General features: G+C 44.1%; 18 protein-coding genes and 2 tRNA genes. 12 read left to right on the top strand and 8 right to left on the bottom strand.

Features of this window, described 5'->3' with window-relative positions; translation table 11 throughout:
* Positions 1 to 146 precede the first annotated feature (146 nt).
* Positions 147 to 761 carry a glutathione S-transferase N-terminal domain-containing protein gene (locus AC5JP1_RS05535; protein WP_319050165.1) on the top strand — a complete coding sequence of 205 codons (615 nt, stop codon included), beginning with the start codon at positions 147 to 149 and terminating at the stop codon, positions 759 to 761.
* Positions 762 to 835: 74 nt separating this feature from the next.
* Entirely contained in the window at positions 836 to 1273 is a 438-nt protein-coding gene (locus tag AC5JP1_RS05540) for a ClpXP protease specificity-enhancing factor (RefSeq protein WP_493843462.1), read from the top strand.
* 120 nt (positions 1274 to 1393) lie between these two features.
* On the opposite strand, the gene dcd is transcribed toward AC5JP1_RS05540, so the two are convergent.
* From dcd to AC5JP1_RS05570, 6 genes are all read right to left on the bottom strand, one after another.
* Complete coding sequence (dcd, locus tag AC5JP1_RS05545) at positions 1394 to 1969, bottom strand: dCTP deaminase (RefSeq protein WP_058024138.1); 576 nt, start codon at positions 1967 to 1969, stop codon at positions 1394 to 1396.
* A gap of 134 nt (positions 1970 to 2103) precedes the next feature.
* Entirely contained in the window at positions 2104 to 3327 is a 1224-nt protein-coding gene (gene apbC / locus AC5JP1_RS05550; RefSeq protein ID WP_493843463.1) for an iron-sulfur cluster carrier protein ApbC, read from the bottom strand.
* Positions 3328 to 3539: 212 nt separating this feature from the next.
* Complete coding sequence (locus AC5JP1_RS05555) at positions 3540 to 4340, bottom strand: 3-hydroxybutyrate dehydrogenase (protein WP_493843464.1); 801 nt, start codon at positions 4338 to 4340, stop codon at positions 3540 to 3542.
* Positions 4341 to 4495: 155 nt separating this feature from the next.
* A complete protein-coding gene (locus AC5JP1_RS05560) occupies positions 4496 to 5125 on the bottom strand; it encodes a 3-oxoacid CoA-transferase subunit B (RefSeq protein ID WP_493843465.1) in 630 nt (209 codons plus the stop codon).
* Between the two features lie 139 nt (positions 5126 to 5264).
* Positions 5265 to 5978 carry a CoA transferase subunit A gene (locus AC5JP1_RS05565; RefSeq protein ID WP_319050161.1) on the bottom strand — a complete coding sequence of 238 codons (714 nt, stop codon included), beginning with the start codon at positions 5976 to 5978 and terminating at the stop codon, positions 5265 to 5267.
* A gap of 220 nt (positions 5979 to 6198) precedes the next feature.
* Positions 6199 to 7539: a short-chain fatty acid transporter gene (locus AC5JP1_RS05570; RefSeq protein ID WP_493843466.1), complete on the bottom strand. Its 1341-nt coding sequence runs from the start codon at positions 7537 to 7539 to the stop codon at positions 6199 to 6201.
* A gap of 431 nt (positions 7540 to 7970) precedes the next feature.
* Here AC5JP1_RS05570 and AC5JP1_RS05575 point away from each other — a divergent pair, with 431 nt between their 5' ends.
* Both AC5JP1_RS05575 and metG read left to right on the top strand, forming a co-directional pair.
* Positions 7971 to 9386 carry a GntP family permease gene (locus tag AC5JP1_RS05575; protein ID WP_493843467.1) on the top strand — a complete coding sequence of 472 codons (1416 nt, stop codon included), beginning with the start codon at positions 7971 to 7973 and terminating at the stop codon, positions 9384 to 9386.
* A gap of 346 nt (positions 9387 to 9732) precedes the next feature.
* On the top strand, positions 9733 to 11835 hold the full coding sequence (metG, locus tag AC5JP1_RS05580) for a methionine--tRNA ligase (protein ID WP_493843468.1): 2103 nt from the start codon (positions 9733 to 9735) through the stop codon (positions 11833 to 11835).
* Between the two features lie 136 nt (positions 11836 to 11971).
* Here metG and AC5JP1_RS05585 read toward each other — a convergent pair whose 3' ends face one another.
* Positions 11972 to 12361 carry a hypothetical protein gene (locus AC5JP1_RS05585; RefSeq protein WP_493843469.1) on the bottom strand — a complete coding sequence of 130 codons (390 nt, stop codon included), beginning with the start codon at positions 12359 to 12361 and terminating at the stop codon, positions 11972 to 11974.
* 578 nt (positions 12362 to 12939) lie between these two features.
* Between AC5JP1_RS05585 and AC5JP1_RS05590 the strand changes: the two genes are divergently transcribed.
* From AC5JP1_RS05590 to AC5JP1_RS05625, 8 genes are all read left to right on the top strand, one after another.
* A complete protein-coding gene (locus tag AC5JP1_RS05590) occupies positions 12940 to 13983 on the top strand; it encodes an ABC transporter substrate-binding protein (protein WP_319050156.1) in 1044 nt (347 codons plus the stop codon).
* A gap of 77 nt (positions 13984 to 14060) precedes the next feature.
* Entirely contained in the window at positions 14061 to 15101 is a 1041-nt protein-coding gene (locus AC5JP1_RS05595; protein ID WP_493843470.1) for an ABC transporter substrate-binding protein, read from the top strand.
* Between the two features lie 446 nt (positions 15102 to 15547).
* Positions 15548 to 16447: an ABC transporter permease gene (locus AC5JP1_RS05600; protein WP_102094941.1), complete on the top strand. Its 900-nt coding sequence runs from the start codon at positions 15548 to 15550 to the stop codon at positions 16445 to 16447.
* A gap of 64 nt (positions 16448 to 16511) precedes the next feature.
* Positions 16512 to 17306, top strand: coding sequence for an ABC transporter ATP-binding protein (locus tag AC5JP1_RS05605; RefSeq protein WP_443524455.1), 795 nt, complete (start codon positions 16512 to 16514; stop codon positions 17304 to 17306).
* A 191-nt stretch (positions 17307 to 17497) separates the two neighbouring features.
* Positions 17498 to 19828 carry an FdhF/YdeP family oxidoreductase gene (locus AC5JP1_RS05610; protein ID WP_493843471.1) on the top strand — a complete coding sequence of 777 codons (2331 nt, stop codon included), beginning with the start codon at positions 17498 to 17500 and terminating at the stop codon, positions 19826 to 19828.
* Between the two features lie 126 nt (positions 19829 to 19954).
* Positions 19955 to 20884: a formate dehydrogenase accessory sulfurtransferase FdhD gene (locus tag AC5JP1_RS05615; RefSeq protein ID WP_493844439.1), complete on the top strand. Its 930-nt coding sequence runs from the start codon at positions 19955 to 19957 to the stop codon at positions 20882 to 20884.
* A 241-nt stretch (positions 20885 to 21125) separates the two neighbouring features.
* A tRNA-Cys gene (locus AC5JP1_RS05620) sits at positions 21126 to 21199 on the top strand.
* A 124-nt stretch (positions 21200 to 21323) separates the two neighbouring features.
* Positions 21324 to 21410 (top strand) — tRNA-Leu (locus AC5JP1_RS05625).
* A 287-nt stretch (positions 21411 to 21697) separates the two neighbouring features.
* On the opposite strand, the gene AC5JP1_RS05630 is transcribed toward AC5JP1_RS05625, so the two are convergent.
* Positions 21698 to 23326: a long-chain-fatty-acid--CoA ligase gene (locus tag AC5JP1_RS05630; RefSeq protein ID WP_493843472.1), complete on the bottom strand. Its 1629-nt coding sequence runs from the start codon at positions 23324 to 23326 to the stop codon at positions 21698 to 21700.
* Positions 23327 to 23524: the final 198 nt, after the last annotated feature.

The raw sequence follows: 23524 nt of genomic DNA on the forward strand, positions 1-23524 counted from the left end.
AGTGCTTTTTTATGCTTTGGTATTAAGTCCAAATGCCAGATAAGCTGAAAAACAAGCCTCTCAGGGGCAATGTTTACGTACACTACCTTGATAAACAGAGCGAGTTTGTTTACGATGACAGCCTTCACTCTTAACATTAGGCTTTCATGATTGATGCGAATGACATTCCAAGTAGTCAGCTAATTCTGTATGCTGATGACGGCTACGACAGTCATGTGGTACGCCTGTTACTTGAAGAAAAAAAGCTCGCTTATTACTTGTCTCGTCTGCATTCTGAGCGCCCTGAAGATTTGACTGAGCTTAACCCTTATCATACCTTGCCTGTATTACAGCAGCGTGAGATCGCTCTTTATGAAACCAACGTGATCTTTGAATATCTTGAAGAGCGTTATCATACTAATAAACTGCTCCCTGACACGCCGCAAGAGCGTGCACAGTTTCGTCAGCTGGCTTGGCGCATTCAACGTGATTGGCTAGTACTTGGCAAGCGCTTATTGACACATCCAGATAGCTTTAATAAAGCGCAAGCTGGTGCTGCCAAAAAGCAACTGAGCGATTCTTTGATTACTTTATCGCCTTTGTTTGCTCATAAGCCTTATTTTATGGCTGATGAGTTTGGCTGGTGTGATGTACTGTTGGCACCGTTGTTATGGCGATTGGATGAGATGGGTATCGAGTTGCCGCGTGCGATCAGCCGTCCATTGTTCGAGTACCAAACGAGAGTCTTTGAACGTAGTAGCTTTCAGAAAAGTGTTAAATAGCATTTGTCATTTGATACATGACGAAAAAACATATTTTTCAATTCTTAAAAATCATTAGTATAGGAAATCATTAGATGAGCGAAACCACCTCTATCACACCGACCCGTCCTTATATGGTACGCGCATTGTATCAATGGATAGAAGACAACGCTTTGACGCCTTATTTGATGGTAGATGCCACTGCCGATAATGTTCAGATACCCACAGAGCATGTACAGGACGGTCGCATCGTACTCAACATTGCCAGTCGTGCGACAGGTAATATGAGTATGGAAAATGATTACATACACTTTAGCGCCCGTTTTGGCGGCGTTTCGCAAGAGATTTGGGTACCACTCACTGCAGTAATGGGTATATACGCCAAAGAAAACTCACAGGGAATGTTTTTTGATCCTAAAGAGTATGATGACTATGTACCAGAAGATGACTCAATGCCAAAAGCCAGCCAAAGCCCTACAAAAGCACCAAAACCAAAGCGTGATAATAAAGCAGGTCTAAAAGTATTGAAGTAGTTGGAACACCATATCTATTCTTTTTGACATAAAAAAAGCCAGCCATAATTAATATGACTGGCTTTTTTGTTACCTATTTAAAGGCTTAGGCTCTTAATATGATGAATAGAAGCTGACTGTCTAGGTTCTTGGCAGTGTCACGCCACGCTGACCTTGGTATTTACCGCCACGGTCTTTATAGCTGGTTTCGCAGACGTCATCAGCATCGCTTTGGAAGAACAGCATCTGCGCCACCCCTTCACCGGCATAAATGCGGGCTGGAAGGTTGGTCGTATTACTAAATTCTAGCGTTACATGTCCTTCCCATTCAGGCTCAAGCGGCGTTACATTGACGATAATACCGCAGCGTGCATACGTTGATTTACCAAGGCAGATAGTCAGTACATCACGCGGAATACGGAAATATTCCATCGTGCGCGCTAACGCAAATGAGTTTGGTGGAATGATACACTCGTCACCAACGATATCGATAAAGCTTTTATCATCGAAGTTTTTAGGATCAACGACCACTGAATGCACGTTGGTAAAAACTTTGAACTCAGGAGCACAGCGCACATCATAACCGTAGCTTGAGGTGCCGTAGCTAACCAAACGCTCGCCTGCATCATTAAAGCGCACTTGACCTGGCTCGTACGGTTCAATCATGCCGTGCTCTTCGGCCATTTTACGAATCCAGCGGTCAGACTTGATAGACATTGTTGTTCCTTAGCAAATATTTAATAGCGACGATTATACGGAATTGACAGCTAGATTTATAGCGTGATGGCTGCTTTATCCTATATTGGTTTTAAACTGACTAAGTAACCAACACCCTATCTTATTATTACCTACTAGAAAATTCGCTTATCATCGACAGGTTTTGCAAATTTATTGATATTGGTTTCGATGTTTTTGGCGATGTTCAAATAATAAGTCGCAAACTCATCATTAGCCAATACGCTTGGCTCGCCTTTATCTACTTGTGCACGGATACCACTGGCAAGCGGTAATTGACCCAATAATGGCACATGGTACTGCTCAGCGATAAACTCACCGCCGCCAATACCAAAGATCGCTTCGGTATGATTGCAATTACTACAGGTATGTAGTGCCATGTTCTCAACCACTCCTAGCACAGGTATGTTGGTTTTGTTAAACATCTCCACACCTTTTTGTGCATCTAGTAATGCAACATGCTGCGGTGTTGTCACAATCACTGCTCCCGTGACTGGGATACGCTGTGCCAATGTCAGCTGTATATCGCCTGTACCTGGTGGCATGTCAATCACCAAGTAATCTAGCTGTGGCCAGTTGGTTTGATTATACAGCTGCATCAGTGCGCCTGTGGCTTTTGGTCCACGCCATGCAACAGGCGTGCTGTCTCCATCGAGCAGACTGCCAATAGAAAGCATAGCCATGCCATGCGCATCGACTGGCACAAATTGCTCGTTCTCTAGCTGCGGCTTTACATCAGCGACGCCCAGCATCGTTGGCATACTAGGGCCATAAATATCCGCATCGAGCACACCCACGCGATTGCCGAGCTTTTGTAGTGCTAGTGCGATATTGACCGTTGTCGTTGATTTACCAACGCCGCCCTTACCTGATGCCACAACGATAATATGGCGAATACGAGGGTGCGCGGCCAATGAGGCTTGGGTAGGTGCAGCCTTAGTGATCGGCGGCTCAGCATTGTTAGCATTACTATTAGCATTAGACGTCGGCTTGGACTGTGATTCCATCGCGTTCGTTGTCTTCGGCATTTGCTTTGGCAAGCTTGAGCCTGCCCCTTTTTCTGGCGCGGGTAGACGCACATTCATATGAATCGTAGTAATACCGTGCGGATGTAACAGTTGTCCAAGCTCCTGCTGAATAGCTTCAGGGTTGCTGTCTTGCGGTAGACGCAAGTCTAAGGTGAGTGCTTCGCCATCACGCTCAAGCCCTGTAACCATCGTTGCGATACTGACGGTGCCTATCTCATATCCTAGTAGGACTTTGTCAACGGCGCTATCACGCTCTGCCTGCTGCTCAGGCGTTTCAGTTTTTGTGGGTTTTTTCTTCATAAAATTAAACATAGCTATTATTGTTGCCTATAAAAGTGGGTGGGCTTAGTGAACGGCTTATCTTATATCTTAGCGCATCTGTTGATGCGATAGCGTCGATGAGCATTTCACCAAACCTTTTACCGTGACAGTGTAGCTGAATTGGACGCATAAAAAAACCACAACGCCAGTAGGTCTGACGCTGTGGTATACAAGAGTCATATTGCTACAACTCGATATCAATCCTAGTTCATAAACCAGCCATGGCTGGCAACGATAGACTGCCCTGTAAATACATTGGTTGGGAAAGCCGCTAAAAACAGCGCCAGCTGAGCAATATCTTCGACTGTCGTGAACTCTTTATCGACGGTATTCACCAGCATGATATCGTTGATGACCGACTCTTCACTGATGCCCTTTTCGGCAGCCTGCTCTGGAATTTGTTTTTCGACCAAAGGTGTTTTAACGAACCCTGGGCAAATCACATGCGAGCGTACTTTGTGCGTGGCGCCTTCTTTAGCCAAAACGCGGCACAGACCCAGCAGTCCGTGTTTGGCAGTCACGTAAGGGGCTTTATATAATGAAGCCTCATGCGAATGAGCAGAGCCCATATAAATGACGGTGCCCCCTTTATCAGCTTTATACATATGCTGAATTGCGGCTTTGGTGGTCAAAAATGCGCCATCTAAATGAATATCGAGCATTTTTTTCCAATCGCTAAATGCCATTTTATCGATAGGATCAATAATCTGAATACCAGCATTAGAGACCAAGATATCAATACCACCAAAAGCATCGACCAGCTTTTGTACACCGTCGTTTACTGCCTGCTCTGACGTCACATCCATAGCAATCGCAAGCGCGCGGCCACCAGTAGCTTCGATAGCATCAACGGTTTTTTGTGCTGCTTCAAGATTGATATCGGCAATACCAACAGCTGCACCTGCCTGAGCATAAGTCTCAGCGATATCACGGCCGATACCACTTGCAGAGCCTGTGACTAACGCTACTTTACCTGTCAAATCTTGTTGTAATTGGGTCGCCATATATATTCCTTATCATGGTCTAACATATTATTTGAATACTATAAAAACAGAGCTGAATAAATACGCCACTATAATCATAGTGGCGTATTTATTTAGTAGTAAAGCTCATTTATTTAAAACAGTTGCATTGCTATAAAGAGCTTACCGTGCAATGCTTACTGGATAATGTTTACTGGCGTTTTTTCTTGTAATTCCTCAAAGCTCACACCGTCTGCCAACTCTACCAGCTTCAGCCCGCTATCCGTGACATCTAATACGGCAAGCTCAGTAATGATGCGATCAACCACGCCTTTACCGGTTAATGGTAGTTCACAGTTGGCTAAAATTTTAGGGTCACCGTGCTTGTTGACTTGCTCCATCAATACGATGACACGCTGTACGCCTGCGACCAAATCCATCGCCCCGCCCATACCTTTGACCATTTTTTTGGGGATCATCCAGTTGGCAAGATCGCCTTTTTCTGAGACTTCCATAGCGCCCAATATAGCCAAATTGACATGACCACCACGAATCATTGAAAAAGACTCTGAACTACTAAAATAACTGGCACCTGCTTCTGCGGTGACCGTTTGCTTACCGGCGTTAATCAAGTCCGCATCGACGTTTTGTTCTGTAGGGAACTCACCAATACCTAATAAGCCATTCTCTGACTGTAGCCACACATCAACGCCTTCAGGGATATAGTTGGCAACTAACGTTGGTAGACCAATTCCCAAGTTCACATAGTAGCCATCTTGTAGCTCTTGTGAAGCGCGCTGCGCCATTTGTTCTCTTGTCCATGCCATGTCGATTTCCTTATTTTTGCAATATTCGATTGTTATTATTTAGACAGCCAGTTATTTAATCGATAAGCTGTATGAACTATGATTCATTTAAAACTGACTATCAATGTTATATACGATTAAGCTTCGATCGTTTTTCTATCTACGCACCTTCTACCGCTTTAGTCGTGGTTTTTTCGATACGTTTTTCAGGATTAGCATTCAGCACAATACGCTGAACGAAAATACCTGGCAGATGCACTTCATCTGGATCAAATGTACCTGTTTCGACGATTTCTTCTACTTCGACGATGGTGACTTTGCCAGCCATCGCACAGTCTGGGTTGAAGTTACGAGCGGTTTTGTTAAATATCAAATTACCCGCTTTATCAGCTTTTTGCGCTTTTATAAGTGCAACATCAGCGCGTAAGGTATGCTCGAGCACGTAAGTGCGACCATCAAAATCGCGCGTCTCTTTGCCTTCAGCAACTAGTGTGCCTACGCCAGTTGCAGTATAAAAAGCAGGAATGCCAGCACCACCTGAACGCAGCTTTTCAGCCAATGTGCCTTGCGGCGTTAGCTCAACTTCTAACTCGCCTGCTAAGTACTGACGCTCAAACTCTTTGTTTTCACCCACATATGATGAGATCATTTTTTTGATTTGACGCGTTTGTAGCAGCAGACCAAGACCGAAGTCATCGACACCAGCGTTATTACTGATACAGGTCAGTTCTTTAACTTTGCTATCACGTAATGCTTCGATTAATGCCTCTGGAATACCGCAAAGACCAAAACCGCCGATAGCAAGCGTTTGTCCGTCACTGACGACATCTTTTAGCGCCTCTTCAGCACTGCTATATACTTTTGATTGACTCATGCTAGTCTCCTATAATTGTCGTTTATATTTTTAATTCTTGCGCAAACTAATGCTGAATTAAGTGTTTCAATTATCCATTTGAATGATGCTTTTGGCACAAACCAACAGCCAAAATGGATCATGCTTGTTTTTCTTTTGAGCGTTATAACGTTATACAGTCGATTCCATTTAAAAATAGTATAAGCGAGGTTAACGCCGTATTACTTTTATAGTGGAGTGGCTATACCACTAGCCAAAACACACCCATAATAATGGCTCCAGATACGGCAAGTACGATCAGGCAATAGCCCATAATGGCTCGCGCATCCAGACCTGCAATACCCAGTAACGGTAAGGCCCAAAAAGGTTGAATCATATTGGTCCATGCATCACCCCATGCTACTGCCATTGCTGTAACGGCTGGACTCACACCCAGCTCAATACCGGCAGGTATCATGACAGGTCCCTGTACCGCAAACTGCCCACCACCCGATGGTACAAAGACGTTGACCAATCCAGCACTCAAAAATGCAAAAATCGGAAAACTGTCTGCAGAGGCAGAATTAACAAAAAACTGGGTCACTTGGGTACTAATAGAGATGCCATCAGCGTTTGCGCCAGTCATAATGCCCATGATACCGCCATAAAACGGGAACAATAACACAATACCGGTGATACCACCTATCCCTGAATTGACGGCACGATAATACCGCTCTAGTGTCCCATGCGACAGCAGACCTATGAACAAGAATAGACCGATGACAATGTTTAATCCTAGATTAAAACCATTGGTACCAAACTCGCTAATGTAATACATCAATGCCAAGGCTAGCAATACCACCGCGATAATACGGCTATCATCTAGCTTTTGCGCAGGCGTGTCTCTTTGCGGCGCGACATACACTTCTTCCTTGATGAGCTTAGGATCAATAACCGTAGGATTCTTTGGATGCATAAAGCGGTTTAGAATTGGCAGAATAACGATAAGCAGACCCACGATCAGCAAGTTATAGCCAGCAAAAACAGTCTCCGATAATGGTACTGCCTCCGTCATAGTATTGCCTGACAATGTCAGCAATGTATCGCCGCCAGAGCTAAGCGTTAGAGGTATCGACCCTGAAAAACCCCCATGCCAAATCACAAATCCTGAGTAGGCAGCAGCGACGAGCAAAGGATAGTCAACGTTGGCGACTTTTTTTGCCAGTGCTTTGGCAAAGATAGCACCAATGATTAGACCAAACCCCCAGTTTATCCATGAACCTACCAACCCTACCAAGGTCGATACCATAATAGCAGTCGTAGGAGAATGGACTTTGCTGGCTAGATTATCCAGTAAACGCTGAATAAATGGCGCACTGGCAAATGCATAACCTGTCACTAGAATAAGTGCCATTTGCATCGCAAAACTATGTAATGACCAAAGCCCATTGCCCCAATGTCCTGCCATCGCGATCATGTCTTGACCAGTAATCGCAAGACCAACAGCAAAGGCAATGAGTGTCAACACAATAGAGAAGACAAATGGAGATGGCAGGTAGCGATTGACTAACTGCACGCTCATATTGGTAATGGCACTAAACATATTCACATTCCTTGTAAATTTGATGTTTGGTTCTGAGGATGACTACTGCTTATTTTTAACGCTTACTTTGCGTAACTATCAGACTCAAGCTCACTTACTGCGCTCTGCATCTGATAAGTAGCAAACATTATATATTATCGTATTTTTTATAATAATACATTCTATATCGCTATATCATGCATGAAACAGTTGTGCTAACTTAACATATTATTTTCGTAGCGACTAGAAAATAACACCAAAAGCACGCGAGTCAATGCAATGCGCTGTATAGATCGACAAAATAGCTGTTATTAATTAGATGATAATCTGGATTTATGTTTGATAAAACAGACGAAATAGGCTTATTTTGATTAATTTTATTGACCTATATCGATAAGCACGGCATACTCGCTGCCTTATTTTTTTGCCAATTTTGCCAAGGAGGGCCAGTCATGTTTAGTACGCTTGCTATTGTCATTACCCTATTATTACTCATGTTTTTTGCATATCGCGGTTATTCAGTGCTTATCCTCGCACCGATTATGGCGACACTAGCAGTCTTACTATCAGGTGATTTCTTAAGTACCATCCCCGCCTATACCGACATCTTTATGGGCGCACTCAGTGGATTCTTACTCAAATTCTTCCCTATATTTCTGCTGGGCGCACTGTTTGGGCGTTTGATGGCAGACTCTGGTGCAGCAACCGCCATTGCCAATACGGTTGTCGAAAAGCTCGGTGCAAGTAAAGCCATACTCGCTGTGATTTTGGTCTGTGCGATTTTAACTTATGGCGGTGTATCGCTATTCGTTGTGGCTTTTGCTATTTATCCCATTGCAAAAGACCTGTTCAAGGCCGCAGACATTCCTAAGCGTTTGATTCCAGCAGCCATCGCTCTAGGGTCATTTACCTTTACGATGACTGCACTGCCAGGCACACCAGCGATTCAGAATGCTATTCCTATCCCTTACTACAATACCAACGTCTTTGCTGCCCCTATTTTAGGTATTATTGGTGGTACGATCATGTTCATCGGTGGGTGGATGTGGCTACAAACGCGCGCCAAAAAAGCCAATGCAGCAGGCGAAGGTTATGGTCAGCATGATGAAGAGGATGTAGGCGGTATAGGTGCCGCTGAGAAAGAAGCTGAAGTATTAAACACTCATCAAACCTCATTTACTGTTGCTATGATTCCGCTCGTATTGGTTATTGGCTTGAACGCTTTATTGACCTATGTGATCTTTCCAACGATAGATTTTGGCAGTCTGCAAACTCAGTTTCCAGACTTGAATGTCGCAGGATCGCTGGGGCTATGGTCAATTATCATCTCGTTGGTTGTGGCTTGTGTGGTATTAATCCTACTTCGTATCGGGCATTGGAATAACCTACAAAAAACCATTAACCGCGGTACTTATGATTCTATGCTACCTATTTTTAACACCGCATCAGAAGTCGGTTATGGGGCAGTTATCGCGTCACTAGCAGGCTTTCTTCTTATCCGTGATAGCATTCTGAACTTAAACCCTGATAACCCTCTGATCTCAGAAGCGGTGGCGATGACCACGCTCGCTGGTATCACAGGGTCATCATCTGGTGGCTTGAGCATTGCGCTGTCTACCTTGGGCGAAGACTATCTCAGAATGGCAGTCAATGCCGGTATCGACCCTGAACTTATGCACCGTGTCGCCGTCATGGCGGCGGGTGGTCTTGATACACTGCCGCACAGTGGTGCTGTCATTACGCTATTGGCTATCTGTGGTCTCACCCACAAGCAGTCTTATCTAAACTTGGCAATGGTCACCATGGTCATTCCATTGGTCGCTGTGGTGGCTGTGATCACGCTAGGTACAATGTTTGGTTCATTCTAAGTTTGGTTTATTCTAGGACAGTCTAGTTGCAAGTTGATATGTGCTCCTAGTGTTCAAGCGCATCGCATCACAAATAAAACCCACTTAGCTCAATGCTTGGTGGGTTTTTTGTGGCAGCACACCGTCTATAAACACAGTGAAAATCGACTGTCTACAACTCGTAAATAGCTGGTAAATGAGAAGTAATTACTAAGGAATATCACAAAATTATCTGAATTACGGTATCATAGGCACACTTTTTTAATTTTTATTATTTTTAGAAGTTTTTAGTATGAATAACATCGCATCGATGAGTGATGAGTCGCTTGAGATGTTCGATAACCAATCCGTTTATATAAAAGTATAGGTGACAAAAGTGCGTGAGATTCTAGTAACCAGTGCGCTGCCCTACGCCAATGGCTATATCCATTTGGGGCATCTTGTAGAATATATTCAGACTGACATTTGGGTGCGTGCGATGAAAGCGCAAGGCCATCAGGTTACCTATGTCTGCGCGGATGATGCACACGGTACGGCAATCATGCTAAAGGCAGAAGCCAATGGCGTAACGGCCGAGGCGCAAATTGCCTCAGTAAAAGCCTCACATGAAGCAGATTTTTCAAAGTTTCTAATCGATTTTGACAACTATCACACCACCCACTCAGACGAAAACAAAGAATTCTCTGAGCTGATTTATCGTCGCCTCAATGACGCAGGTCATATCAGTACCAAAGATGTCGAGCAGCTGTTTGATCCTGAAAAGCAATTGTTTCTAGCGGATCGCTTTGTCAAAGGTATTTGTCCTGAGTGCGACTCACCAGATCAGTATGGCGATAACTGCGAAGTCTGCGGTACGACTTATGATGCTACTGAGCTAAAAGATCCCTACTCAACCTTGTCTGATGCAACGCCTGTCCTCAAAACCTCCAAGCACTACTTCTTTGATTTGCCAGAATTTGAGCAGTTCTTGCAGGACTGGACACGCAGTGACAATCGCCTGCAAACCTCAGTCGCTAACAAACTCCAAGAATGGTTTGATGCCGGACTTGCCAGCTGGGACATCTCACGTGATGCGCCCTATTTTGGTTTTCAAATTCCAGATACGCCAAGCGATGAGCCAGACAAATACTTTTATGTATGGCTAGATGCGCCAGTTGGCTACATGGCAAGCTTCAAGAACTTGTGTGACAAGCGCGCAGGCACGGACCAAGCGCTTGATTTTGACCGTTACTGGGCACAAGAAAACGAGCACAAAACCGAAGTCTATCACTTCATTGGTAAAGACATCGTTTACTTCCATGCTCTGTTTTGGCCAGCGATGCTAGCGGGTAGCGAATTGCGTACACCAACTGGTGTCTTTGCCCATGGCTTCTTGATGGTCAATGGCGAAAAAATGAGTAAGTCACGCGGTACTTTTATTAAGGCCGAAACTTATGCTGAGCACTTACATCCTGAATATCTGCGTTATTATTTCGCCAGCAAACTGTCTGACAAAGTTGAAGATATCAACTTAGATCTAGAAGACTTTATGCAAAAGGTCAACTCTGACTTGGTGGGTAAAGTCGTCAATATCGCCAGTCGTAGCGCCGGGTTCTTGGTTAAAAAATACGATGGTATGCTGTCAGAGGTTTGCGTCGAGTCAGCGCTATTAGAAGACATCACCAAAACAGGCGATGAAATTGCCGCTGCTTACGAGAATCGTGAATTCTCACGTGCAATGCGTCTCATCATGCAATGTGCGGACAAAGCTAACGAATATATCGATGCCAAAAAACCATGGTCGCTAGCGAAGCAGGAAGGTACTGAACAAGAAGTTCAAGATGTGTGCTCGGTTGCTATTAATATCTTCCGTCAATTGATGGTCTATCTGGCGCCAGTATTGCCTGAGCTGACTAATAATGCTAAAGAGTTTTTGAACATTGATGATTTAAGCTTTGCCAGTCGTAATGAATGGTTATTAGGTCATAAAATCAATAAGTTCAAACCATTGATGCAGCGTATCGAAGAAAAAGATATCGAAGCCATGGTAGAAGACTCCAAAGCATCGTTAACTCAAGCCGACGCACCTGCCGCAACTGAAAGTAGCAAGTCTGCCGCAAAAGATAAAGCATCTGCAACAGATGCTGATGCTGAGCAAACGGACTACATTGGCATCGAAGACTTCGCCAAAGTCGAGATGAAAGTAGCACACGTCTTAGAGTGCAGTCATGTAGAAGGCGCAGACAAGTTACTACAGTTCACGCTAGACGTCGGTGAAGACAAGCCACGTAACGTATTCAGTGGTATTCGCAAGTTTTATGAGCCTGAGCAATTGACGGGTAAGAAAGTCATTTGCGTGACCAACCTTGCCCCGCGTAAAATGAAATTTGGCATATCAGAAGGCATGGTGCTATCAACTGGTAATCCAAAAACCCAGCTAACGGTCGTTACGCTACCTGATAACTGTGTCATTGGTGATGTCCTCGCATAAAAATGTTGGCTTCACTAATGATGTAAGTAATCATTAAAGAACAAAAAAAACGGTCTATTTAGACCGTTTTTTTGTGGCTTACTTAAAAAGACTAGAGATTGTTGTTATCTATGTAAGATACTATCTACTTGAAATCTTATCTACTTAAAATATCGATGATCTGCAACGTGTCATTGATTACGGTCACAATATTATTATCTGGCGTACGGATACGAACGTAGCGATCATCATAACGATCTAAAATGACAGAACGATCATAATCTCTTCTATCAATCTTGCCGACTACTCTATAACCGTACTTATCAAGATCACGCTTGAACGAAGCGTTTGGGCTCGCATTACGATAAGCGTTAATATTAGGCTGGGCATTACCGTTTTGTTTATAACCTTTACTACTATAAGTAGATTTGCCTTTGGCATTACCGTTACCATTGCCATTGTTATCTTTTGCCATAGCAGGTAGGCAAACTAAAGAAGTGGCCGTAATACCAGCGATAGTTAATAGCTTGAGATTAGCGATATTCATCATGTCATCCTTAAAATAGTTATTTGAAAAATTAGTAGGTAAGCAGTAGAGCGCATCACATATCTATTATTTCATTACAATGATGATTTGAATGTTATATGCATTAGCGCATTAGCATTACCGTATTAAAATGAGCTTACATTAACAATGAAGCGGGTACGTGATAGATAGGTTGCGCGCATGTAAGTTTTTTATTATCATTTTTTTGAGTATAAAGTTCAGTCAAAAGGTATTACTTTATGATGACCTCTCTAAAATAAGCCTTTACGCTGCTCGTCAACGTGTTTACCTATTACTCCTATGACGAATGCGCTTTAATTTTTTATTGCGATAACTTACATTGCTGTCATAATATAAACATAATAATCGATGGAACGATTACTGTATTTAATGGTTAGCCGGCTATCTTGTTATCGACGTAGCATTGACTCGACTAATCTGCATTCTCCAATATCCTTTTTCAACAATCAAAAAAAGAGCCTGACAGATGGTTTGAGCACTACTACAAGTAGTCACGACCACTCTGATAGCACTCATTTGACTTTTGTGATTGATATAACCTATGAGTTAATCTAATAATGACTATTGCTTCTACTCTACGCTTGAGCCTATATGGCGTTGCTCTTAGTGCTGTTAGCACACTTAGCCTCATCGGCTGCTCAAACTCCTCTACTGATACTGCAGCGACAACTGAAAATAGTAGCGCTACAGACAAACCCGCCAAATCCATTGCCATTACCCAAATTGTTGAGCACCCCTCATTAGATGATATGCGCCGCGGTATTATTGATGAATTGGCAGATAATGGTTATGTCGAAGGTCAAAACCTAACGGTTAATTTTCAAAGTGCGCAAGGTAATACAGCGACAGCCGGACAGATTGCCAAGCAGTTTGCAGGAGACAATCCAGATGCCATCGTGGCAATCTCTACACCATCAGCTCAGTCGATTGTAGCGGCGACCACCACGATTCCTATTATCTATACCGCGGTATCAGACCCACTAGGTGCCAAGCTCATCACCGAAGATGGCAAGCCTTTTCAAAGCAATTTGACCGGACTATCAAGTCAGCTCCCGCTAGAGCCGCAGTTAGATTTGTTGCAGCAGATAAAGCCTGACCTAAAAACGATAGGCTATGTCTACAGTCCAGGCGAAGCCAATTCAGTATCATTGCGAGAGAGTCTCAAACAAGCCTTGCCAGCACGAGGTCTGTCGTTATTAGATATTCCTGCCAACCGCCCAACCGATATCGGTATGGCAACACGTAGTTTGCAGGGACGTGCAGATATTATTTATACCTCATTTGACAACAACGTTGCATCTGCCTTTGAAGCAATGACGCAAGCAGCAAATGAGCTAAAGCTACCGATTATCGCATCTGATGAATTCAGTGTGAAACGCGGCGCCACCGCTGCTTTGGGTGTCAACGATTATGACTTTGGACGTACCACAGGCAAAATGGTATATCGTGTATTAAACGGTGAAGCCGTCAATACTATCGAACCTGAAGTCATGAACGATCTGACCTTGTATGTCAGTCCTAAGCACGCTAAAACACAAGGTGCCAACTTGCCGGCAGACTTGTTAAAAAATGCCATCAATGTTGATACTGATACCAAATAAAAAGTATTCAGCTATCCATTAGCACATTCATTATTTATATAGTGTATGGACACACTATTATTTTAGGAGTAAAACCCATGTTGTCTCAAAATCGTTTTGGTCGTTTTAATTTTGGCAAAGCTATCTTATTAGGCGGCGTCTGCACCGCTATCTTGACAGGCTGTAATCAGTCACCCACAGATGATCCAGATACTATTGATGGTGCAGTAGGCGGTGATACGGTAGCGATGAAGACAGTCGCTATCACTGCTATCGTCGAACACCCAGCGCTTGATGATGTGCGTAAAGGGGTCATTGATGAACTGAACGAAGCAGGATTCAAGGACGGCGAAAACCTAACGGTTAACTTCCAAAGCGCGCAGGGTAATACGGCGACTGCAGGACAGATTGCCAAGCAATTCGTCGCTGATGCACCAGATGTTATCGTTGCCATCGCCACACCATCTGCACAGTCTGTTGCCGCTTCTACTAGCAGCATTCCACTAGTATTCTCTGCTGTGACTGACCCAGTAGCGGCCAAGCTCGTACCTACTCTAGATGGTTCTGGTACCAATGTCACAGGCGCATCAGACGCCCTACCATATGAGCCACAAATCGAGTTAATGCGTCAAATCATTCCAGAGTTAAAGAACGTCGGTTATGTCTATAGCCCAGGCGAGGTCAACTCGACTATTATCCTAAAGAACCTAAAAGAGAAACTAACGCCGCTAGGTATCAATGTACTCGAAGCGCCAGCACAGCGTAGTAATGATATTGCGATGGCAGCCCGTAGTCTTGAAGGCAAGGTCGATATGATCTATACGTCGACTGATAACAATGTGGTGTCCGCGTACGAGTCACTCTATCAAATCGCAAGAGAAAGCAAAATCCCACTTATCGCATCGGATACCAGCTCAGTTGAGCGCGGTGCGGTTGCGGCATTAGGCGTAGATTACTATGAGCTTGGCCGTGAAACGGGCAAAATCGTTGTGCGTATCTTAAACGGTGAAAAAGCAGGCGCTATCCCTGTTTATACCCCGCAAGCGCTTAATCTATATGTCAGCCCAAAACATGCCAAAGAAGAAGGCATTACTTTGTCACAAGCGGTTATCGATAAAGCAAAAGAAGTGGTAGAATAACGCACCTTTATATTTGGCTCAGAGCAGCAGCCGTTATAAGATAGCCGTAACGCTCATTAATTGATCGTCTATCTTATGCTTCGATGTTAAATGTTAGACAAGAAACCCAGCTATGAATCAGTAGGCTGGGCTTCTTGTTTCAGTAACGCCTATTTCAATGAGCTTGTTTCGTATATTGCGGTATTTAGCTTGTGGCTTATCTGGTACTTGTTGCGTAAAATACACTTTACCGCATCGAATATTGCTGTCGCTTGAATCAGAGCTTTAAACCAAGGTAACTTATGATCGTTGTTAATCGTGACCTGTTTTGGTTTACCCTAACCGCAGATTGCTTAATCTGTTAAATTCACCGCTTAGCTGTTTAGCATGTAGAGGGTTTTGGCCATTGCCACTTACCTATCTTGATACCATACGCTAGACACTTGGTTATGACTTACTGATCTCTTATGTCTTTAATTGCTTTTTTTGGTGCGCTTGAAAGTGGTCTGATTTATGGCCTAGTCGCACTCGGTGTGCTGATTTCATTTCGTACGCTCGACTTTCCTGATTTGACCGCTGACGGTAGTTTTCCGTTAGGCGGCGCCGTCGCTGGCATCTCTATCGTCGCTGGTATCAACCCGTGGATCGCCTGTGCTTTTGGTATGTTAGCAGGGTCAGTCGCTGGTATCGTCACCGCATGGCTGCACGTCAAGCTCGGTATCCTGCAACTGCTCGCTAGTATCTTGGTGATGGTCGCTCTATATTCTGTCAACCTACGTATTATGGGTGCGCCAAACCTACCCTTGCTTGGTGAGACGACGGTATTTAGTAGCTTGGTGACTGATGGCAATGGTTATTGGATGCGCTGTCTGATTATCGGTGTCGTCGTGGCGCTCGCGATGTTATTTTTAAACTGGTTTTATAGCACCGAAACTGGGTTATCGATGCGCGCTACTGGCTCAAACTTAAGAATGGCACAGGCGCAAGGCATCAATACCTCATGGATGACCATCATCGGTATGGCAATTTCTAACGGTTTGATTGCCCTAGCAGGTGCACTGTTTGTCCAGACTCAGGGTGGTGCAGATATCTCAATTGGTATCGGTACCATCGTTATCGGTCTAGCAGCGGTCATCATTGGTGAGACCATCATTCCTGCCAAGCGTATTTGGCTGATTACCTTTGCCGTTGTGGTCGGTGCGGTATTGTACAAGCTGTTCATTCAGGTGGCGCTATCGAGCGATACCTTACGTAGTATCGGTTTTGGTCCGCAGGATTTGAACTTGATTACTGCACTACTCGTGGTACTAGCCTTGGTATTGCCAAAAGCGAAAACGAAGTTTTTATCACGAAAGGTTCGCGCCTAATGACAGTTAAAGCAAGTATTAACAGCACTTGCAATGCTTGAAGAGACAATAAGGAATAACGATTATGATGCAAGCCACCGATTTACAGCTGACCTTTAATCCAGGCACACCTATCGAAAACCCTGCCCTACGTGGTATCAGTTTGAATATCGCTGATGGTGAGTTCGTCACTGTCATTGGTACCAATGGCGCAGGTAAATCTACCTTTTTGAACGCAGTAAGCGGTACAACGCGCGTCGATAGTGGCTCAATCTTGCTCAATGGCATTGATGTTACCAAAAAATCCGCCCATCAACGCGCGCACTGGGTTGCACGTGTTTTTCAGGATCCGATGGCTGGTACTTGTGAAGCTCTGACCATTGAAGAAAACATGGCATTGGCTTATAAGCGCGGCGGCAAACGCGGTTTAAAGTTTGCACTTAACCAAGACAACCGTGACTTGTTCCGAGAAAAGTTATCAGTATTGAAATTAGGTCTAGAGAATCGTCTGACAGACCGCATGGGACTGCTCTCTGGTGGTCAACGTCAAGCCGTAAGTTTGCTTATGGCATCATTGCAGCCCTCTAAGATTTTATTGCTTGATGAGCATACAGCAGCCCTCGATCCAAAAACCGCCGCTTTTGTTTTAGAATTGACAGATAAAATCGTCACCGACAACAAACTCACCACCATGATGGTGACGCATTCTATGCAGCAAGCCTTGGCACATGGAACACGCACCGTGATGCTGCACCAAGGGCAAGTGGTCTTAGATGTGTCTGGAGATATTCGTAAAGGTATGACCGTACACGACCTACTAGATATGTTTGAGCAAACACGCGGCGAAAAGGTCGAAGACGACAGTCTGATTTTAAGCTAAAACTTCTCAACTTATAAATTTTAAGTAACGGATATAACTGTTTTAACGCTTCCTGAAACCTTCAAGAGAATTGATTTTTCTTGAAGGTTTTTTGTTATCTATAGTTAATACTCATATGAAGTTTCTATTGACCATTATATAGTTGTTGTCTATCCATGCTTCGCTATTGTCATCTATCTATGAGGTCTGTCATGCGCAAAATTCCTATTTATTCCCACCCTGCTGCTGGTTGGCCTGCGCTGATCTCATCGACTCAAAAACTGATGGACTATCAGACGTTTTTGCGAGGCGGTCTTAGCGTACTCAAAAGCAACCAACCTCAAGGCGGGTTTGACTGTCCAGGCTGTGCATGGCCTGATCATAAATCGCATAAAGCCATCGATGTTTGTGAAAACGGTATCAAGGTCATTGCTAGTGAGACCATGACGCACAAAGCAGACTCAGAGTTTTTTGCGAAGCATACCGTCACTGAGTTACAGGGATGGTCTGGCTACGAGCTTGAGCATAGTGGTCGTTTATCAGAGCCTGTCTATTATGATACCGCGCAAGATCGCTACGTCCCTATTCCTTGGGAAACGGCTTATAGCTTGATCGCTGAACAACTAGGACAGCTTGATTCACCCGATGAAGCCCTATTTTACACATCAGGGCGCGTGACCAACGAGCCAGCCTTTTTATATCAGTTATTTGTACGCTGTTTTGGTACCAATAATTTACCTGATTGCTCCAATATGTGTCATGAGCCCACATCGGTCATGCTCAGCAAACAGTTAGGTATTGGTAAAGCGACGGTCATGCTAGAAGACTTTGAGCAAGCCAAGCTTATTTTGATGTTTGGGCAAAACCCAGCAACAAACCATCCACGTATGCTGGAGATGCTTGCATACGCACATGAGCAAGGGTGCCGAATCATCTCAATCAATCCGATGCGTGAGCAAGGTTTAAATAAATTTAGAAATCCGCAAAAACCAACGCATATGGCAGCTGGTCAAAGTGCTGACATGGTTGATGATGTCATTCAGATTCAAATCGGCGGGGATGCCGCGCTATTGACGGGCATTGCCAAATGGCTGATTGAAAACGATAGAATCAACCATGACTTTATCACCACTCATACCTCAGGTTTTGAACCGCTAAAACAATGGCTAACAGCGCAAACTTGGGAAGATATCACGCTTGGATGCGGTATCACTCAAACAGATATTGTTAATCTCGCTAAGTTGGTTGCTGATAGCCCAGCGACAATTTGTACTTGGGGCATGGGCATCACCCAGCATGTGCAAGGCGATGACAATGTCGCAATGATTACCAATTTGCTGCTACTGATGGGTATGATCGGTATTGATGGTGCAGGCGCCTCTCCCGTTCGTGGTCACTCCAACGTACAGGGCGATCGCACCATGGGTATCCACGAGCGCCCTAGCAAGAGCCTACTGGACAATCTTGAACGTGTCTTTGAGCGCCCTATGCCGCAAGAGCATGGCTACGACGTCGTCACAGGTGCCAAAGCGCTTATCGCGGGTCAATTAAAAGTCTTTATGGGTATGGGCGGTAATTACGCGGTAGCAGCCCCTGATACGAGCGCTATAGAACAAGCATTAACCACTACTCAGCTCAATATATTTGTCGGCACTAAGCTTAATGAGACGATGTTATATCCAGGTGCAAATAATATAATTTTGCCGTGCCTAGGTCGTACTGAGCGCATTACGACGACAAAAGGTGAGCAGTTTGCCACGATCGAAGACTCAATGTGCCAAATCGTTCCAACTCAAGGCAAGCTAAAACCCGTGAGCGACACTTTAAAATCTGAAGCACAAATTGTGGCAGATATGGCGGTACATGTGCTCGGTGCTGACTCGTCTATTCCTTGGCTTGCGATGAGTGAAGATTTTAACCTTATTCGCGACTATATTGCCCAAGCTATTAACGGTTTTGAAAACTTCAACCAGCGCATTCGCCATTCGGAACGCGGTTTTCATTTGTATCATGCGGCGCGTCACCGCGTATGGAATACTGAGAGCGGCAAAGCGCAGTTTGAAGTACCACAATACCCTATTACGTATGTTGCAGCCCAAATGGAAGATGCGCAAAGCATTGATGAAGATAATACAATACAAAAGGTGACGCAAAAGGTTTGGCAATTGACCAGTGTCCGTAGTCATGACCAATTTAATACTATGATATTCGGTTTTAAAGACCGCTATCGCCAAACCAATCGCCGCGATGTACTGTTTATGCATCCAGATGAGATAAGCCGCTTAGGTTGGCAAAAAGGTGACCATATTATGGTGACTCGCCAACGTGCTAAAGACAGTTCAGGACAACCACGCATACTAGGTCCACTGATATTAACGGAGATGGATATTGCCTCCAACGCCGTTGCCGCTTACTATCCTGAATGCAACGATCTGTTTGATTTGGACACACATGCGCCAGACTCTCATATTCCAGCGTACAAGTCGACGACCGTTATTTTGGAGCGCGTCAATGCAGGTGCTGGAATAGCTGAGCCTGCGTAAATGACTATGATAACTGAAGATAGCGTTGAGCAAAATGAGTTACCTAGCACCACCGATATGATGAATGATACAGCTGGAACTAATGTGGTTACGACAGATTTATCTGAAGATACTGCAGCGTCTGAGATGCTGCTTGCTCGCAACCATGTAGCGCATAAGCATTATTACTCATCAGATAATGACGGACTTAATAGTGAGGACCATACTGCTCAAGCTTATATCGAATCTCAGACCACCAGTTTGGCCATAGAAGCAGCGGTTTCAATTATTATCAATGGGATTCATTATGCGGTACTGATGGCTAGCCCTTATCAGCTAGAGTACCTGGCTGTTGGCTTCTTATTTAGTGAAGGATTGATCCAGCACAGTCACGAGTTACTCGACTGGGAAGTAACTCATCTTATGGATATTGATAGCTACCAAAAGTTTGCTCAGGCTTCAAGAGATGAGAATTTCGAACAATCATCATTGGAGCAAAGCTTACAACAATTTCAAGATTATGATATCTATGTCGTAGAGCTGGTCTTAAGCCAGCGTTGCCATCAACGTATCCAAGCTCAGAAGCGGCAATTAGCAGGGCGTACAGGCTGCGGTATGTGCGGTATCACTGGCCTGATACAGGCATTACCCGACTTGAGCCACTACTCACAAGCAAACATACATGGCTCTAAGGCAGCTGTGCCAAGCCTTGACTATCTATTAGGACTACGTCAGCAAGTGGATGCCGCACAGCACACACATCAACTAACAGGCGCTGTGCACGCAGCAGCAACGATATACAATGGGCAGTTATACTTGTTTGAGGATGTGGGACGCCACAATGCGCTCGACAAATTAATCGGTTGGCAATTGCGACAAAAAGTAGCGGTTGATTGCGTACTCATGACCTCACGCCTATCGATTGAATTGGTGCAAAAATCTATTCGAAGCCACATACCTTGGCTCATTGGCATGTCAGCACCGACCAGTACCGCCGTACGTGTCGCTGAACGTTATGGTCTTGGGTTAGCGGGATTTTTGCGTAACAACCGAGTCACTTACTACTCACGGGTCTGATCACCCACAGATACAAGCAACACCAAAAAGACCACAAGTAATGATAAAGAGATCGCTCATCAGGTTAAGATTTGATGTTTAACACTCCTTTGTCCTTTTATTATTTAATCACAACTAAATCAATAGCAACTCAACCAATTGAAAATAAAGGGTAAATCCATATTAATCAAAAATAACCTTTGTTTGCATGAAAAATGACTTGTAATTTGGCATATTTTTGCTAATATAGTCCACCTTGATTGGCTGGATGGCAGAGTGGTCATGCAGCGGACTGCAACTCCGTTAACGCCGGTTCGATTCCGACTCCAGCCTCCAATTATTTATTAACTTTACGTTAATTTTGGCTTGCATTATTATCCCAACCGATTATAATAGCGACCACTTATCTAGTAACCAGATGGTCTATCAGCTGGTTTACATATTAGATAACACAAGTTTTGCCCGGGTGGTGAAATTGGTAGACACAAGGGATTTAAAATCCCTCGCTAGCAATAGCGTGCCGGTTCAAGTCCGGCTCCGGGTACCATTACATAGTCCTATACTATCTTATAGAACAGCTAAAGCCCCTGATATCAGGGGCTTTGTTGTATCTGGCGTTCTATACTGTCCTGATATATAGAACTTTATTTAAAAGCTCTATATATCAATACTCCACGTGCAATTGCCATAATAACTAGAGTCGTGGCACAAGCCAAGATATTCAAAAAGCGTTTTAAATATTTTCACTTGCACCACTACGCTCAGCAAAACCTATGTCATGTCATACTTGAGACTTTTAAAGTTATACTGATATCATGGTATAAGAGACCACTATCACATCTCTAGTAGTGCATCACCATAGTCGTCACGTAAGTCTTTTTTCACCATTTTTCCAGCGCCATTGAGCAAAATACTTTCTGTAAAAATAACTTTGTCAGGTATTTGCCAGCTAGCAATCTTGTCTTCATAAAAACTCAGCACTTGTGCCTCTTCGAGTTCTGCACTTTCTTCTTTGACCACAATTAATACTGGACGCTCGCCCCATTTTTTGTGTTTTGCAGCAATTGCGGCTGCCATTTTTATCTGTGGATGTGCCACTGCAATGTTTTCAAGTTCTACTGAAGATATCCATTCTCCGCCAGATTTGATCAAGTCTTTTGATCGGTCACGAATATTCATATAGCCGTCAGCATCAATGGTTGCAATATCACCAGTGTCAAACCAGCCATCTTCCGTTATCGCATCAGGGTTTTCCGTATAGTAGTCGTTGATGATCCAGTGACCTTTGATTTGTAGGCGACCTTGAGAGACACCATCTTCTTTAACTCTTTTGAGCGGCTCATCAGTATCTATGAGGCGTAACTGTACGCCATAGGGTGGACGACCTTGAGAATTACGTAATTCGTTAATCTCATCCTTACTCAGCGATTTATGCTTAGCTTTGATTTGATTCATTGTTCCGAGTGGACTTGTTTCCGTCATACCCCAGCCATGTACCGCATCGCAGTTAAAATCCTCTCTAAAGGTTTTGATTACTGATGGTGGACAGGCAGCGCCGCCAACGATAGTACGTGTCATGCTGTCTAGCTTACTTTCTCTGGCTTTAGCAGCGGTCAATAGACTTTGCCAAATTGTTGGGACGCCCAAAGCGACAGTCACGTGATAATCGTCAATGAGAGAAACTAGGCTGTCGCCATCAAGATTGGGACCTGGAAGCATCAAGGAACAACCAGTTAATGCAGCAGCATAAGGAGTGCCCCACGCATTGACATGGAACATAGGTACTACAGGTAGCAAGACATCTTGAGCAGATAGCGCTGAGACATCAGGCATACACAGCGCCATCGCATGAAGTACGGACGATCGATGGGTATACAATATCCCTTTAGGGTTGCCTGTCGTACCTGAGGTGTAGCACAACGAGCTGGCAGTAGACTCATCGAACTGAGGCCACTCAAAGTCAGGAGAGTGATCTGCTAATAACTCATCAAAGAATAATACATTCGGTAGCTTTGCGACAACATCATCATCTCGATCACTCAGACAAATAAAGTGTTCAATACCTTTGATATCCTCTTTAATTGCCATAATGAGTGGCAAAAAGGTAACATCAAAGAAAAGTACACGGTCATCAGCATCATTGATAATGTAGCTTAGCTGCTCAGGGAATAAGCGTGGATTGATGGTATGACAAACCATCCCACTGCCTGAAATGGCATACCACGCCTCTAGATGACGATGGTTATTCCACGCTAGTGTGGCAAGGCGCTCTGAAGACTTGAGTCCAAGGGCAGATAAGGCATTAGCCAGTCGTTTTGAGTTATCCGAAATACTCTGCCAATTGGTATGAGTCATCTGACCATCTACTTCTTTGGACAAAACCGCCGTATCGCCATGGTAGCGCGCGGCGTGTTCGATAAGACCGCTGATCAGCAATGGCTGATACATCATTTTTCCTAACATAGTACATTCCCTGTAGTTGTTTTAATGTCACCTTACTCTTATGAGTACATCTTCTGATGCTAAAATTAGGCCACAACTAAGAATAATCAGAATTATGGATGATGACAAGCGAATATTATGAGCTGATTAGATAACAAAAGCCTACTACCAAGCATCTAGTGCTCAATTGTTAGGATCATGTCTTTTACTTCTGACTTC

The sequence above is a fragment of the Psychrobacter sp. H29 genome, assembly GCF_059073055.1.